Raw genomic sequence first — 16,983 nt, 5'->3', positions numbered from 1 at the left:
CGTAGCCACAACATGACATTAATTCGTCTAGGATAAAAGCCATTTGAAAAATCATCGTCTTTAGATAATATTTCCGATGATATTGTGATGGAGCTTGTTGTTTTTGTGATTTTTATAAATAAAATTAATGGATATATTAAAAACCGTACTCATAAATGGAACAAATGTGTTACTTAGATTGTCTATTACGTATAAAAAGGTGTTCTTGGTAGTTCTCTCCTTTTGTAATGCAAGAAATACAAGATGAGTCCTATCCTGTACATTTGTTAATTGTATTGGTATGTAAAATACCAATACAAAATCCATAAATTCTTGAAAGAGGTTGAAAATGTATGATCGTTCCAAAGAAGTTTTTTCACATTTCGCATTATAAAAAGATGCTACCTGTAGTATTACTTTCATGTGTAACGCTTATAGGCTGTTCCAATAGTAATATTCAATCCGAACCTCCGAAACAAACAAAACAAGAAAATACAAGTAATCATTCTTTTGTTAAACTTGAAAAAGAATATGATGCTAAACTTGGTATTTATGCATTGGACACAAGTACGAATCAAACTGTTACTTATCGTTCAGATGAACGTTTTGCATACGCATCTACCCACAAAGCACTTGCTGTTGGAGCACTGTTACAAAAGAAATCAATAGAAGATTTAGAACAAAGAATTAAGTATACTAGCAAAGATCTTGTGAATTACAATCCAATTACTGAAAAATATATAGATACAGGTATGACTTTGAAAGAACTTGCGGATGCTTCCATTCGATATAGCGATAATACTGCACAAAATCTTATTCTTAAGCAATTAGGTGGGCCAAGTGAATTCAAAAAATCACTGAGAGAAATAGGAGATACTGTCACAAATCCTGAACGTTTTGAACCAGAATTAAACGAAGTGCAGCCAGGAGACACTCGTGACACTAGTACCCCAAAGGCATTAGCTACTAGTCTTCAAGACTACGCGCTAGGCGATATACTTTCAATTGAGAAACGAAACTTTTTAATAGATTTGATGAAAAGAAATACTACGGGGGACAACTTAATTCGTGCTGGAGTTCCAGGAGAATGGGAAGTAGCCGATAAGACTGGCTCTGGATCTTATGGAACAAGGAATGATATCGCAATCATTTGGCCACCAAATAAGAAGCCAATTATTCTTGCGATACTTTCTAATCATGCGAAAGAGGATGCGAAGTACGATGATAAGCTTATTGCAGATGCAACGAAAATAGTGTTAGATGTTTTAAAAGTAACGAATAAATAATAATAGTCATGAATGTAAGCTGCTCCTACTTTACGGTACATATCGTTTGAAAGACATTTACGTATATAAACGCTAAGAAGTATCATTGAATGTATTTAAATTATTCAATACCAAATAATAAGCATCTCTTGTTAAAAGGGTGATTATGTTTTAAATGAGCAAATACTTTATATATAGCTTTTGAGTAATCCAATTTTAGTTTTTTGAAATTTAGTATGCAGCACTGGAATACACGTTTATTCACTATAGTTGTCGAATATTCTGTGCTTAATTATCTCCAGACTGATATACTATAAACACAATTGTTCTTGAAGGGTGATGATATTATGTATGAACAACAAAATAATAGGGATAGAGATCAAAAAATGATGTTTTCTATGCAAGGAATTCCCACAAATAAAGTTAACATGAATCAATTACCTAAATGGATTAGAATTTTCGGCTATTGTGCGTTTGGTTGGATGATAGTATTTAGTTTCATTATGATTGTAGGTTTAATTCTTCAATAACTATACAGATAAACAATTAAACAGGACGGTATTTAGATCATATATCTAGGTAATGTCCTGTTTTTCATATATAATTCCTCATTGATATAGTTAACCGGTCATAACAAAAAGAACCTGTAGAATATTCTACAAGTTCTTTTTTTAATATTGTTAAAAAAGGAACAACAAACTATCTTAACATTCAATACAGGGAGACCATTTTGATTATGGCTTGGTTTTATTGTATATCAATTATTAATATTTGAAGAAATATTTTTTTAATATTATGTGAATTAAAAACCTAGAGTGTTTATTTTAAATTTCATTTACTACTAACTTCTTCTTACTTAAATAAACTGCACGATCAGATTTTTTAGCAACTTCCTGTGAGTGCGTCACAACAATAATACATTTATTTTCTTTATGTGCAAGTTCTTGAAACAGTTCTATTATATCCATTGCCGTTTCTTCGTCGAGGTTTCCTGTTGGCTCATCCGCAATCAGTAAATCAACATTACAAGATAATGCTCGAGCAATTGCTACACGCTGTTGTTGCCCGCCACTTAGTTGCAGAACGTTACGTTTCGCTTCTACTTCTGTGAGTCCTACCTTTTCTAATAATTCTAATGCCCTTGCAGTTTTATTTTGCACTTTAACACCTGTAATTTCCATTGCTGTTAGGACATTTTGAAGAGCAGTCATATAGGTAATCAAATTATAAGATTGGAAAATTACAGATACATGTTGATTGCGGTATCGATCCAAACCAATTTTTCGAATATCTTTTCCATTATACAGGACATAACCATTTTTAGGGACATCCAGTCCGCAACCTAAGCTCAGAGTTGTGGTTTTACCAGATCCAGATGGTCCTAAAATTGTGTAGAAATGCCCTTTTTGAAAAGAAAAATTAACATTATCTAGTATCGCTACATTTTTCCCATTACTTTCATAATAATAATCCAAATTTTTAAATTGTAAAATCGTTTCCATATCGATCCTCCTTATTCATCTTTTAAAAGAATTTGTTTTGGATTTAAACGTAGAATTGATAATGCTGGAAGAAGCGTTGCTAATATAGCAATAGCTAGTCCTATCCCTCCCATTTTGCCTACATCTTCTCCTGTTACACTTACATCAATTTTATCAATCGGATCCTCTTTTTGATTTTGTACAGTTCCACCAGGTCCAGACATCATTACAGTCCCATTTTGCGGGTTGTTTGTTTCTTCGCTTGCTGTAGCAACTTCACTTGAAAGTAAATTATCCCCTATATATTGAGAAACTTTAGCTCCTGTTGTTATGGATAATCCAAAAGCTAAAATAGCGATACATACTACTTCTACTACGAACTGCGCCATCAGCTTCCACTTTTTTTCTCCAATGGACAATAGAATCCCCATTTCTTTACGACGTCCTTTAATCGATAACATAATGATTAATCCTAATATAATCGCACCTGCAATTGATACAATATAAATAATCATTTGAGAAGTAGATGAGATATTTTCGATAGGCCCAATCATTTGTTTGTACAATGAATCATGTGCATCTAATTTATAGTAATTAAAATTAATTTTAGATTTTTTTGCTTCTTTTTTAAATGCTTCAATGTTTTGTGGGTCTTTCAAGAAATACACGACTTGAATGCTACTTATACCTTGATCTACTTCAAATTTTTTCATAGTTGAATGCGGCATATATAGTTTATTAGCTGGATCCATTATAGGAGGGGCCTGTTGACCCATTGCTTGCTCATTCGTTTCGTAAATACCGATAATTTCAACCTCGAGGGTTTCCTTCTTATCCCCTGATTGCACTTTAACTTTGTCTCCTACTTTCAAATTGTTTAATTCCGCTAATCGTTTTTCCATTAAAGCTACATTCTGATCTTTCATCTGTTCTGTAATTGGTTTCCCATCAATGATTTTACTTTTTCCGTTCTTAAAGCTTTCTTGTAATGCAGTCTTGCGAACTCCCTCAATCATAAAAGAAGCATTCATATCTATTTCTGTACCGGAGCTTGAACCGCCTCGTACAGCCGCCATTCCCGCTTTACCCTTTCCTTCTTCTTCTCCTTCTGAAGCTCCTACTAGTTTAAGTCCATCCGAGATTCCGAATGTATTGCTTATGTAATTATAGTCTTTTACATACTTTGACTTCGCTAACTGATCTGCTTCTTTCGTGTTGAGCTTCGGTGGATTAGGCATCTCTCCAGTTTCCTGAGCCTGTTGACCTAATTTGTCAAAATCAAGACTTAAAGTAACATCTGCACCTAGTTTTTTTCTTGCTGCATCCGCAGCTTTTTTTGATGCATTTTGGATTGTAAATCCTGCCAACACTAAATTTGTAACAATTAGGAAGACTGCCATCAAAATTAATGATGTTCCTACTCTTTTTTTCATACTGAGAATTGCTCTTTTCATAAAGTTCATTTTTTTCTTACCTCCTTGATAACTTATATTCTATATAGGTTATCTAGAGTCTATATGGAGCTAATCGGTAGTTTATCTAGAGATATAAGGAGTTTATGTGTAGTTATTCAATGACTTTGGTGAAGAATATTGGTAAGGAGCTAGTCCATATATATTAAGATTCATTGAATGAGAGCTTACAAATCTATGCTTATTATGTAATTTCTATAGAGCTAATTAAAAGCACCCTATTTGAATGGTTATATGTGGTTTGTTAAATATGAAAATCCATTAATGAATATGGCGTTTTATTGAAGTTGGTCGGATTTTTTAATAATAATATTGTGTTAAAAAGCCTAATATATCATTTTATAAGTTAGGCTTTTATGTTATCTATAAGAAAAAGTTATAGAGACTCATAATATTTTATAATTTAACCTATTGTATTTAAACAAGTAAAATAAAAGTAACAAGTGCATACATTAAGGAGGTTTTTTAATAGTGACAGAAACTATAACATTTAGGATTGCTACGGCAGATGATTTAGATGATATTGTAAAAATGCTTGCTGATGATGTTTTAGGCAATAAAAGAGAGCGCTATGAAACACCACTCCCTGATAGTTATATAAGAGCATTTCATGCTATTGATTGTGATCCAAATAATGAGTTGATTGTAGCGTGTGATGGGACGGAGATTGTTGGTCTTCAACAAATTACATTTACGCCTTACATTGCACGTCAAGGGGGTTGGAGAGCTACTATTGAGGGGGTACGGACAGTCTCATCAAAACGTGGTAAAGGTATAGGAACTAAACTTATTAAATGGGCTATTCAACGGGCTACATTGCGGGGATGTCATTTAGTACAGTTAACAACAGATAAAGAACGACAGGAAGCGTTGCAATTTTATAAGAAATTAGGATTTAAAGATTCTCATGAAGGATTAAAACTTTTTCTTTAATGAATATTGTTATTTATATACCCAAAAGATGCATATTGTAAGGTTCATTGACTACCGGCTTCGAAAACTATAGTAACTATCACTGAATAAAATATATTAATTGATACATTGTTCATCATTTAAATTACATTACTTCAAACGGTGTATCTTTTGATACGAAAATAAGCAAGTTAATGTTCTCTCATATAAATGAGAATATTAACTTGTCTTTTAAATTGTAGTATAAATTATTTATGGTTTTATTTTATTATTAGTTTTATAATATAATATACAAATTTATCACCTGGCTTTATAATTCAAGCACGTACTATTAGACGAAAAAATATTTTAAATTTAATTTACAGTATAAATAAAACATAAATTTTGTCCATGTTTTAAACAATATGTATTTTGGAGGAAGTTAATTTGATTTTTTCAAAACTCATTGATCGATACGCCTTGTATGATTTGCACAAAAAAAGAAGTGGAGAGTTTCAATATACTTCTCTTTCTAACACCGCACTAGATATAAAGGATATAAAATTTTTTTATAAAGTACAACCATCTAATATTCATTTTAACATTAAGCATGCAAAGCAAGAAAAGGAATACATGGTTGGACAGTTCAAATATAAAAGCTCGGTTCAATCTGGTGATTCACGCAACGATTCTGTAACTGGGGAATTATTTTTACATGAAAACGAAGATGCACCTCATGTCATCTTCGTTCACGGTTGGAGAATGGATTCTAACGAACGTGTAAAAAAAATATTTCACGACCATATGACTAACTTGAAGTGGAATATGTATTATTTTACTCTACCCTATCATTTTGAAAGAAAACCCAACCAATCCCTATTCAGTGGAGAGTACATGGTAAGTGCTAATATTGAACGAACTGTACAAGCCACTAGACAAGCGGTAGCTGATTTACGAACTTTGATTAAATGGATTAAAGCAAATAAAAATGGTCCCTTGATTTTAATAGGAATCAGTTTAGGTGGGGTTATTACAAACCTAACAGCTCTTGTTGAATCAGACATTGATGTATTGGCATCCATTTTCTACGCGAATCGACTTTCATATTCAATTTGGAAGACAAATCCAGGTAAATTCATTAGAAAAGATTTGGAACATCATGGTGTAACGTATAATGATTTAATAGATTATTGGAAAATCACTGAACCGAGTCAAGCATTACCAAAAGTGAAAAAAGAAAATATTTTATTAATTTCAGGCAAGCACGATCTATATGTGCACCGTGAGGATACGGACTACATGTGGGCATGCTGGGATTGTTCTTAAACGTAAAAAAATTGCAACTGATACTATCAATTTTATTCAGAATCGATTGAACTCCCCACACTTTCCCAATGTCATGCTTTAATACAAGAGATTACTAAGTACAGGATTTTATACTTATAATGTTTTATTTTATACTGAGCTCATTTTTAAATCTTTCTATTGTCACCTCCCTTAACCTTGCATGATTGGAAAATGATATAGAATTTAAGAAGAAACTATGAAATAAACTCGCCATATGGAAAAGCGCTACTTATTCACCAGATATTATTGTTGTTTAGCTTGTTTATGCAATATTACATATAAAATGCTTTATTTGTTCTGTTATAATTTTAAGAGTAAGTTATTCATCCATTCATTTACACCATCCATATCTACAATTATGGAAACCCTAATTACACATAAAAAAAGAGAAGAACATTGGTGAGTTCTTCTCTTTTTTTATTTTTTTAAGATTCCTATCCAAAGTAATTATTGCAATTACTTCAAGCTGGCTTTTGAATTATAAATTCTGATTTTCATACTTCTTCATGATTCTATATAAGGAAAAAAGAATTTACTCCTTTTCTAACCAAATAAAAGGAATTTTTTTAAACAGTTATTTTAATTTGTACTGTTCTCCTATATTAATGCCTGCCCATGAGTATTTTCTTAAATTATATATTAAGGAATACAAATGTATTAATCCTTTCCGAATATGAATTCGAACATGTATCCGTTGCAATATGCCATTAAAATAAAACGGATCACCTCTTGGTTCAATTAGAAAACTACTTGTAAATAACTACAACGACATGAAAACACTTTACTCCTAAATTAATCACTTGTATTACTGGTTGCATGAAACTCCTTCTTGAGAAAGGTTCTAATTTCCGAATATTCTGTTGACTGCTAAGACATATTCAATTTACAATTTAATTGTGATGTTTTTTCACAATTAAACTACTTAGAATACACTTCATTTATTCGAAAACAATTACAAATAGAGGTGCTAAAATGAAAACAAGAGTAAATCCAGAGTTATTACAAGGGTTAGAGATGTTTCCAGATCTCGATTTACGCCCGGAAAACTTGCAATCAATCAGAGAAGGAATAGCTCAAATGAGACCACCTACCGTTGTTGATGAATCCCTTTCGTTAACTGATGAAATCATTATTGGACCTGATGATAATCCGTTACCATTAAGAATTTATCGTCCAAAATCAAATAATGAATTTTTACCTGTCTTATTATGGATACATGGTGGTGGTTATATCTTAGGTTCTATAGATGATAACGATGATACTTGTATGAGATTTGCAAAAGAAGCTGGCTGTGTGGTCGTATCTGTAGACTACCGCTTAGCACCTGAACACCCTTACCCAGCACCAATTGAGGATTGTTATTCAGCTTTAAAATGGATCGCTGATAATGCAAAGTCATTAAACATTGATTCGAATCGAATTGGGGTTGCAGGAGTAAGTGCTGGCGGTGGACTAACAGCAGCATTATCATTATTAGCGCGAGATCGAAAATATCCTTCAATTTGTTTACAAATGCCACTATATCCAATGATTGATGACCGAAATAATACACCTTCAGCGAATGAAATTAAAGAGGGATTTGTTTGGAACCAAAAAGCAAATGAAGCTGGGTGGAAAATGTATTTAGGAGAAATGTATGGAACGGATAAAATCCCTGCCTATGCAGCGCCTTCCCGAGCGGAGGATTATAGTGACTTACCATATACTTACACATTTGTTGGCCAATTAGATCCATTCCGCAGTGAAACATTAACCTATGTAAGCAAACTAGCGCAAGCTGGTGTTGATGTCGAGTTTCATTTATATCCAAATGCCTATCACTGGTTTGAAGGGTTAAATCAAAATGCCGATGTATCTATTTACGCTGTAAACGAAATGGTACAAGCAGTAAAGACCGGTTTCAAAAGAGTCTCTAAGGTTGAGGCTTAATCCCTATACAAGAAAAACACTCGTAAATAGTATAATAGCCGATTCTCATTTAGAATCGGCTATTAATGTGTAAAATTCACCTAATATATCAAGGTTGAGAAACGGATATAAGATGTTTAGGCGATGTGTTTATTTCCTCTGCCAATGCTTTTATGTTCATCATGATTTGAATTATTTCTTCTTTTGTTGTCCTTGGGTTGATAGAGCAAAGTCGAATTACTACTTTTCCTTTTAATTTAGTCGTACTTAGCATAGCAAATCCTCTTTGATTAATTTCTTCCACCAGTTTTTTGTTTATTTCATGAATTGTATCTGTAGATGTTAGCTCACATGGAATATAACGAAAAGTAACAATTCCTAACTGTGCAGGTGTTACCACTTCCCAATCTTTTTCTTTCCTTAAAAACTCTTCAACTTGTTCAGCCAACATAATGCCATGATCAATTGCCTCGCGAAAAGCTGTGACTCCAAATACTTTAAAAGAAAGCCATACCTTTAATGCCCTAAATCTACGAGAAAGTTCAATTCCACGCTCCCCAAAATTCACTTTTTCTTCTATATTAGTTTCTGTATCCTTAATATACTCTGGGATCATACGGAATGTTTCACTTAAATATTGGCTATTTCGAATAAGTACACAACCAACATCATAAGGCTGAAAAAGCCATTTGTGCGGGTCTAACGTCAAAGAATCGGCACGATGAATTCCACTTAACAACTCCCTTCCTTTTTCGCTAAGAATTGCTGCAGCTCCATAAGCCCCATCCGCATGCAGCCATACATCTTCATCACTACAGAGATCAGCCAATTCATTAAGAGCATCAACTGCTCCGCAATTCGTTGTCCCTGCATTAGCAATAACACAAAATGGTTTTTTTCCTTTTAATCGATCTTCTTTTATTTGCTTTCTTAAAGTACTAACTGAAATTTTTAAATCTTCATCTGTTTCAATTCGGCAAATTTGAGAATTTTTAAAACCTAATACTTTAAGTGCTCGATCTACAGAAAAATGAGTTTGGTTAGAAAAATACACAACCGCATTTTCTATGTCATTATTCAACTTGACCTGTCTCGCTACAGTAAGTGCAGTCAAATTAGCCATGGAACCGCCACTGACAAATAGCCCTTCAGCTGAATCAGGGAATCCTAGCATTGATTTTAACCAGTTGATTGTCGTTAATTCAATTTGTTCCGCACCTGCACCTACTATCCAAGCTGTAGGGAATACATTAAACCCACTTGCTAAAAAATCTGCTACTACACCAACATAATTATTCGGACCTGGCACAAAAGCCATAAAATGAGGATGGTCCACATGAGTAATTTGATTAAACACATTGTTATTAAGAAAATGAAGTAACTCTTTTGGGTTGGATCCGTTTTCTGGAATTGTTTCAATTAGATTGTCTCTAAAAATATTACTATCAATTGTTTCCGAAACTGGTTTACTTTTTAAATGATTCATATGATCAACAATCAAGTCCACAGCTTGATATCCTAACTGACGCATCTCTTCGGCTGATAACTGCAAGTTTTTTGTCATTTAGTTTACTCCTATTCTATTTAAAAAGGCGAGTTCTTGCTCGCCTTTTTATTTTTTATAATTTGTAATCACCGATTGCCTGTATTGGATTTTGAAGAATTGTGTTGATTAACTGATGGATGTGATTCAATATTTCCTGTATTTTTTCCGCTTCATATACGGTTTGATCATATCCAAACTTTATTGTAAGTTTCTCTTCAGGGAAGCACATAATTCCAAACTTTACATGCGGCTCATCAACAACTTCATAATCTGTGATGGCAAAATTTCTGTGTTCATTTGAAGAAAAGATAGCTGGGTTAGTCGGATAGTTTTCAAAAACCCAAAGATGGTCAGTCAACTGATTTTTTAATTCACTTTGTTTTTGTATATCAACAAATGAATAGTATGCATACTCATTACATTTCAATGTTTCTAGTTGTACTTTTTGCAGGAAGTCCACAAAAGATTGCGTTTCTGTCCATGCTAGTCGGATAGGCAAAACATTTGTGAACAGACCGAACATATTTTCAATCCCTTCTACTTCGGGAGGTCTGACTGATACTAGATTAGGTAATACTACTTCTCTCACTCCGTTGTATTTGCCAAGCAATATTCCCCATACAGCCAGTAATGCTGAATTCATAGTTATATTGTTTTTAGTTACAAATGTCTGTAACTGATTAGTCAAATCCTTATCTAATGTTAAATCCTTAAATATGAAATTTAACCCTTCACTTTGAGTTGGTACTTTCTTTTTAGGAATGCTAATTTTCCGATTGTATCCTGATAAATAATCCCGCCAAAAATGACGTGCTTTTTCATGATCACGTGTTACAGTCCAATCTATGAATGTCTCAAAAGGTTTCACCATAGGTAACTCTGCCGTAGTTCCCGCATTTATTGTTTCATAGAGCTGGAATAATTCGTCTATCAAAATGCTGACGCTCCAACCATCACATAATAGATGATGGGAACTCCAAACCACCTTATGCTCGTTATTACCTAGTTGGAATATACAGAGACGGGTCATGAGTTCATCATTTTTGAATCCTTGACTTAAATTTTCATTCATCCACTGGTCTAGGAATTCTTGCTGTTCTTGTTTCGTCATCTCAATCAAGTTTTTTATCTCTGAAATCATTTGAACATCTTGTAGAACAGCTTGCCAAGGTTGTGCTTGTTCATCTTGCACAATTATGGTTCTTAGAGAATCATGACGAGCAACTAATTGTTGGAAACACTGAATAAAGAGATTAATATCCAGCTCCCCCTCAAGTGCCCAAATTGTTTGTTCGAAATATGCATTTGTATCAGGTTCAGTCGCAGCATGCTCATAAATAACTTCCTGGAAAGGTGCCAATGGGTAAATACGTTCTATTTTTATTTCGGGCATTTTTTCTTGTATTTTGATGAGTGTATGTTGATTAAGCTGTTTATCTTTAACATTTAGTGATGTAACTTTATTATCGTTCATTTTGTTTACATCACTTGTTTGCGAATTTGGAAGATATTCTAGCTTTTTAACAAATTGAACCATGTCTCCTAATATAGGAAATGAAAATAAATTTTTTGGTTCTAGCTCAAATCCTTGTCTATACAGTCTGACGGAAACTTGAATAGCTTTTATCGAATCTCCACCTAAGGCAAAGAAATGATCATTTACTCCAATCCGATCTACTTTGAGTACTTCTTGCCAAACACTAGTTAATATTTTTTCCATTTCAGTTTTTGGAGCAATAAATACTTCACTTTTTTGTTTCGCCGGAGTAGGGAGTGCTTTTCTATCTAATTTCCCGTTTGGAGTCAAGGGCAATTGTTCCAAATAAACAAAATAAGAAGGAATCATGTAATCTGGCAAGTGATCTCGCAAATGCTTTCGTAGTTCTGTTGTGCTAATATTTTGCTCAGTTACCACATATGCGACTAAAAATTTTATTCCATACTCATCTGTCTGATCAATCACTACTGCATGTTCGACTTGTTTGTAAGTGAGAAGACAATGGGCGATTTCTTCTAACTCTACTCGATATCCTTGAATTTTGACTTGATAATCTTGTCGGCCTAAAAATTCAATATATCCCTCAGGATGCATTTTTCCACAGTCTCCTGTCTTGTATATAAGACCAAAATCAGGATGTGATACAAATGCTTCATTTGTTTTCTGTTCATCATTTAAATATCCTTTAGCAAGGCCCACTCCCCCGATATATAAATCCCCAATTACACCAACAGGGCACATTTTCTTTTCATAGTTCAACACATAATACGTTTGGTTTGCCAAAGGCATCCCGTATGGAATACTATTCCAATGTGATGCCACCTGATTGACCGGATAATAAATTGACCAAATCGATGCTTCTGTTGCTCCTCCTAGTGAAATTACTTCTGCAATTGGAAAATGTCGTTTTATTTTTTCTGGTAAAGAAAGTGGAATCCAATCTCCACTATGTAAAACTAAACGCAAGGAAGAATGTTCAAAATGAGAACCTACTTGCTCCAATGCCAAATCCATGATTGCAGGCACTGTATTCCAAATTGTAATTCCTCTACGTTCGACAGTACGGATTAATTCTTGCATGTCTCTTGGATCACGAATCATTACCAACATTGCACCTGTGCTCAAAGTTCCGAAAATATCGTATACAGATAGATCAAAACACATGGAAGAAATACCAATAGTACGATCATCTTCATTTACCTGATATTTTTGATTAATATCTTGAATTGTATTTGAAACCGCTTGATGAGTAATAATTACTCCTTTCGGTTTTCCAGTACTTCCTGAAGTGTAGATAATATAGGCAAGATCTTCCGGACCAGCAATGGCAGGCATATCTTCTGTTGTATATAATGACAAATGCCTTTCTTCATAAAGACTAGCTTCTAATAAAAGTTTGCATGTGCTATTTTCTAAAATATATGTTTGACGATCTAAAGGATGGTCAGGATCAATCGGTACATACGCGGCACCCGCTTTTAGAATACCTATCATATTAACAATTGTCTCAACTCGTCTTTGTGCTAAAAGACCAACTTTGTCACCTAGACCAATTCCTTGTTCTTTTAAAAAGTGCGCAACTTGATTGGAACGCTTATGAAGCTCCGAGTATGTTAACCAATCTTGTTCAAAAACCACTGCTACTTCATCCGGTGTGCGTTTTACTTGGTCTGTAAATAATTGATACAGAGTAGTTGAAGGTATTTTTTCTGTTGTCTCATTGTATTGCTCAGTTAAAGTTTGATCCGATTCTTTCATCTGCAAAGATGTTACGTCGCTTTGTTTCACCAATTGTTCCAATAAGTCAACAAATTGGGCGAACATTGCTTCTATCACATCAACATCAAACAATTCTTCAACATAGTTCCAGCTAATTAATAACTCTCCATTTTTTTCAATTACCACATTATCCAAATACACTTGTGGAGTCCGAGCATGAATATGGCGAAGTGAACCAAGCTGTTCCCAAGCAAAAGCACCCGCACCTGCTAGCATCGAGGTGAAAACAATTGGCATAACTGCTTTTGGCGTCATTTGATGATATCGAGTAAAATCTCGAATGAAATTAACTCCATCGTAATGGCGATGTTCAAGGCCATCTAATAAAGTAGATTGCGTTTCTTTTACTCTAGTAAAGAAAGATTGCTCTGGTTTTACATCAATATCCAACAAGATGAGTGAAGTGAAATCTCCCACAATTTTCTCTACTTCTTCATGAACAGGATAACGGTTAAATACAGTCAAATTAATTGCCAATCGATGTTGATTACTCCAATATGCCAACACATCACCATATATTGTACAAAGCAGAGCAGAAGGAGTTACTTCTTTCTCTTGTGCTAACTTTCGTAGCTTTGTCCATTTTTCATTGTCTAGGATTTTAGTAAGTGATTGGAATTTAGGAATAGCAATCTCTATCGGGTCCTTTTTTAACAGCAAGGAAGGCGCAAATGGAAAATCAGGAAGCTTACTTGTCCAATAATCTTTTGCTGTTTTATATTCTGTGCTTTGTTCCATTTCATTATAAATAAACATGTAATCTTGAAAATCAAAAGATAGAGGTCCTAATCTTTGCTCTGGTTTATAATAATAATGAAACAAATCCTGTCCAACAATGTTCATACTAGCTCCATCCATTAATAAAGCATCGTATCGAAAACATAATAAATACGTGTCTTCTTTTACAAGAAAGGCTTTTAATTCAAACAAAGGCCATTGCCCCAAAGGGAATACATGGTTAGTCATTCGAGAACGTTCTTCTCGCAAGCGAGCATTTTGTTTCCCATCATCTAAATCTATGAGGCTCACTATTTCAATCTCGTAATCAGGAACACTTTCTAATATTTGCTGTTTTCCCTCTGATAAAATTACAGCTCGCAACATTGGATGACGATGAATTACCTTTTGAAGACTTTTTGAAAGACGATTGATATCCAATTCTGTTTCATATTCAAAATATGTTTGAGGTGAAATACCACTTAATTCAAACTGTGAATTCCTTCCTAACATATACGCTGTCTGAACTTCTGTTAAGGGAAATGGCTTAGACAAATTTTTAACATGAGTTGGTCTATTTTCAAACCTTTCCTCTTTATGCTCTACCTCTATACAAGAACTAAGTTGAGCAATCGTAGGGTGCTTAAAAAAATCTGTTGTACTTATTTTCAAACAGTCTTTTCTTAATAAATTTATTACCTGTAATGCTTTAATCGATTCTCCTTTTAGTGCGAAAAAATTATCATGAATACCAATTCCCTCAATCTCCATAACTTTTTCCCATGCATGCACCAATTTTTGTTCAATTTCATTGCGCGGGGCAACGTATGGAATTGATACATAATCAGTTTGTGTTATATCCAATAACCTTTTCCTATCTACTTTCCCATTTGGATTCAACGGGATCTCTTCCACCTGAATCATTTTTTCAGGAATCATGAACTCAGGTAATTTATCACTTAAATATTTTCTGATTTCACCAAAAGGGACCTTATTATCCGATACATAGTAAGCAGCTAATAATTTCCTATTTCCATATACTTGATCAACAACAATAGCTTGGTTTATTTCTGGATACTCCCTTAACTGACTTTCGATTTCTCTTAATTCAATCCGATACCCCCGAATTTTCACTTGATGATCCATTCGACCTAGATATTCAAGCTCCCCATTAGGCAACCAACGAACAAGATCACCCGTATGATACATCATTTCTCCTACCATAAATGGACTCTGTACAAACTTTTCATCTGTCAGTTTAGGTTTACCAAGATACCCTCGTGCTACCGCCACGCCAGCAATGCAGAGTTCACCCGGAATTCCAAATGGTTTTAATTGACCATACTTATTCAATATATAGGAATGATAATTCGGATTGGGATTTCCAATCGTAACTTCTTTGGCAGTGCTTAAATCCTTTACTGTTGCACAAATAGTTGTTTCTGTAGGACCATAAATATTTAAAATCGTTGCTTCACTAATACATCGAATCTTTTCAACCAAATCAATGGAAAATGCTTCTCCTGCTAACAAAATAGATTTTAAATCTTTTAGAAAATTTGCCCCTTCTGGATCACTCAAAATAACTTCCATTCGCGATGGCGTTGACTCCCATAGATCCACATTATGCTCTTTGACCAAATGAGCCAATTCTTTTGTTGCAAACTGGTCCTCTGTAGCAATAACTACTTTCGAACCTTGAGTTAAAGGAAGACATATTTCTAACAGGGAAATATCAAAAGATACACTAGCAAGAAACAAGAATGAATGATTATCTTTTACTTTTTCTCTCATTACACTTAAAAAATGGACAAGAGATTTCTGTTCCACCATTACTCCTTTTGGATTTCCTGTCGATCCTGATGTGTAAATAACATAAGCCAAATCATTAGGATGACTTTCTCGAACTAAATTACTTTCTTCACCTTGGAAGAAATGCCCCTCATCAAGATACAGCACTTCACCCGCAAATTGTGGCAATTCTACTTCTGTTCGCTTGCTCAGTAAACATTTTGCTTGACTATCTTGTAACATATATTCAATTCGTTCATTTGGATAATTAGGATCGATTGGTAAGTATGCTGCTCCGGCTTTCAATATCCCCACCATACCAATGATCATTTCTAATGACCGATCCACCATAACCCCAATAATACTTTCTGTCGAAACATCTTTACTTTGAAGAATAGAAGCCAATTGATTTGCTTTCTTATTCAATTCTCTATATGTCAAAGATTGATCATTACAAACAACAGCAATTTGATCTGGGGTTTTTGATACTTGCTTCTCAAACAAATCTTGAAATGATTGAGACAATTCTATGTCCGCCTGACCTTGATTCAATTCTTTTAGCAACTCTTTCTCTTCTTCTGAAATGATACAAATATCTTTCACAGCCAAATTCGAATTTGTTGACACTTGCTTTAAAACATAAAGATATGAATTTGCAAACTGTTGCAAAGAAGAGAATGAATGAGACTTGAAAGAAATTTGAAATTCAAATTCATTATGTATTTCATTCCATTTTCTTCGTATCCATATGGCTAAATTATTCTCTGCGTATTCTTCTATCGAATTTTTATTATGTAATCCTTCCATCCCAATAACAATTTGAAAAGGAGTTAAATGGTGTTTCGCTAATAATTCAGAAAGTGGATAACTCTGATTGTCATACCCGAATAAAGTCGCTTGTTCAATCTGATTTACTACTTCTTTAAAGCTGTGATGAGGATGGATTTCACTTCCTAAAGGAATCAATTTATTAAGATTCTCGCTTTGTTCAAGATTTTTTTCAATTACAGGAATACCAATAGTAATTTTTTCTTGATCTGTATAGTGTGCCAAACAAATCCTTAACGTGGCCTGTAACCAACTAAATAATAATAAATCTTGAGACTTACTTACTTTTTGTATACTTTTACTAAACTCTACATTCATTATGACTTGAACGTGCTCGCAAGGATTTTCTTTATTTAGTTGGTAACCGCTATTAAATACAGAAAAATCGAGAACCTCGGAAGATAACTGCTCCTTCCAAAACGCCTCTACCCCTTTATTTTCATGAATCGAACTTCGATCTTTAATGTGCATTTTTATCTTT

8 protein-coding genes and 1 pseudogene are annotated in these 16,983 nt (G+C 33.9%); 5 read left to right on the top strand and 4 right to left on the bottom strand.

Translation table 11 applies throughout. The features are described 5' to 3' along the window. Positions 1 to 332 precede the first annotated feature (332 nt). Together bla and A6J74_RS03110 are read left to right on the top strand one after the other, a co-directional pair. Positions 333 to 1,265: a class A beta-lactamase gene (gene bla, locus A6J74_RS03115; protein ID WP_000636871.1), complete on the top strand. Its 933-nt coding sequence runs from the start codon at positions 333 to 335 to the stop codon at positions 1,263 to 1,265. A gap of 326 nt (positions 1,266 to 1,591) precedes the next feature. After that, on the top strand, positions 1,592 to 1,774 hold the full coding sequence (locus A6J74_RS03110; protein ID WP_000273228.1) for a hypothetical protein: 183 nt from the start codon (positions 1,592 to 1,594) through the stop codon (positions 1,772 to 1,774). Between the two features lie 294 nt (positions 1,775 to 2,068). On the opposite strand, the gene A6J74_RS03105 is transcribed toward A6J74_RS03110, so the two are convergent. Together A6J74_RS03105 and A6J74_RS03100 are read right to left on the bottom strand one after the other, a co-directional pair. Next, positions 2,069 to 2,746: an ABC transporter ATP-binding protein gene (locus tag A6J74_RS03105; protein WP_000447845.1), complete on the bottom strand. Its 678-nt coding sequence runs from the start codon at positions 2,744 to 2,746 to the stop codon at positions 2,069 to 2,071. Positions 2,747 to 2,757: 11 nt separating this feature from the next. Beyond that, a complete protein-coding gene (locus A6J74_RS03100) occupies positions 2,758 to 4,188 on the bottom strand; it encodes an ABC transporter permease (protein ID WP_001010237.1) in 1,431 nt (476 codons plus the stop codon). 480 nt (positions 4,189 to 4,668) lie between these two features. On the opposite strand from A6J74_RS03100, the gene A6J74_RS03095 reads away from it, so the two are divergent. The 3 genes and pseudogenes from A6J74_RS03095 (at position 4,669) to A6J74_RS03080 (ending at position 8,364) form a co-directional block, all read left to right on the top strand. Then, entirely contained in the window at positions 4,669 to 5,130 is a 462-nt protein-coding gene (locus tag A6J74_RS03095; protein ID WP_000140903.1) for a GNAT family N-acetyltransferase, read from the top strand. Positions 5,131 to 5,535: 405 nt separating this feature from the next. Beyond that, positions 5,536 to 6,496, top strand: a pseudogene (locus tag A6J74_RS03090) (alpha/beta hydrolase). Positions 6,497 to 7,407: 911 nt separating this feature from the next. Beyond that, positions 7,408 to 8,364, top strand: a complete 957-nt coding sequence (locus A6J74_RS03080) for an alpha/beta hydrolase (protein WP_000857948.1) — start codon at positions 7,408 to 7,410, stop codon at positions 8,362 to 8,364. 88 nt (positions 8,365 to 8,452) lie between these two features. Here A6J74_RS03080 and A6J74_RS03075 read toward each other — a convergent pair whose 3' ends face one another. Both A6J74_RS03075 and A6J74_RS03070 read right to left on the bottom strand, forming a co-directional pair. Beyond that, entirely contained in the window at positions 8,453 to 9,907 is a 1,455-nt protein-coding gene (locus tag A6J74_RS03075; RefSeq protein ID WP_000164821.1) for a pyridoxal phosphate-dependent decarboxylase family protein, read from the bottom strand. 55 nt (positions 9,908 to 9,962) lie between these two features. Continuing rightward, positions 9,963 to 16,973, bottom strand: coding sequence for a non-ribosomal peptide synthetase (locus tag A6J74_RS03070; protein WP_000547623.1), 7,011 nt, complete (start codon positions 16,971 to 16,973; stop codon positions 9,963 to 9,965). Positions 16,974 to 16,983 lie beyond the last annotated feature (10 nt).

The organism is Bacillus sp. FDAARGOS_235 (genome assembly GCF_002073415.2).
Lineage (GTDB): Bacteria > Bacillota > Bacilli > Bacillales > Bacillaceae_G > Bacillus_A > Bacillus_A toyonensis.
Note: the sequence above shows the minus strand (reverse complement) of the source record. Positions and strands in the feature narration are given on the sequence as shown.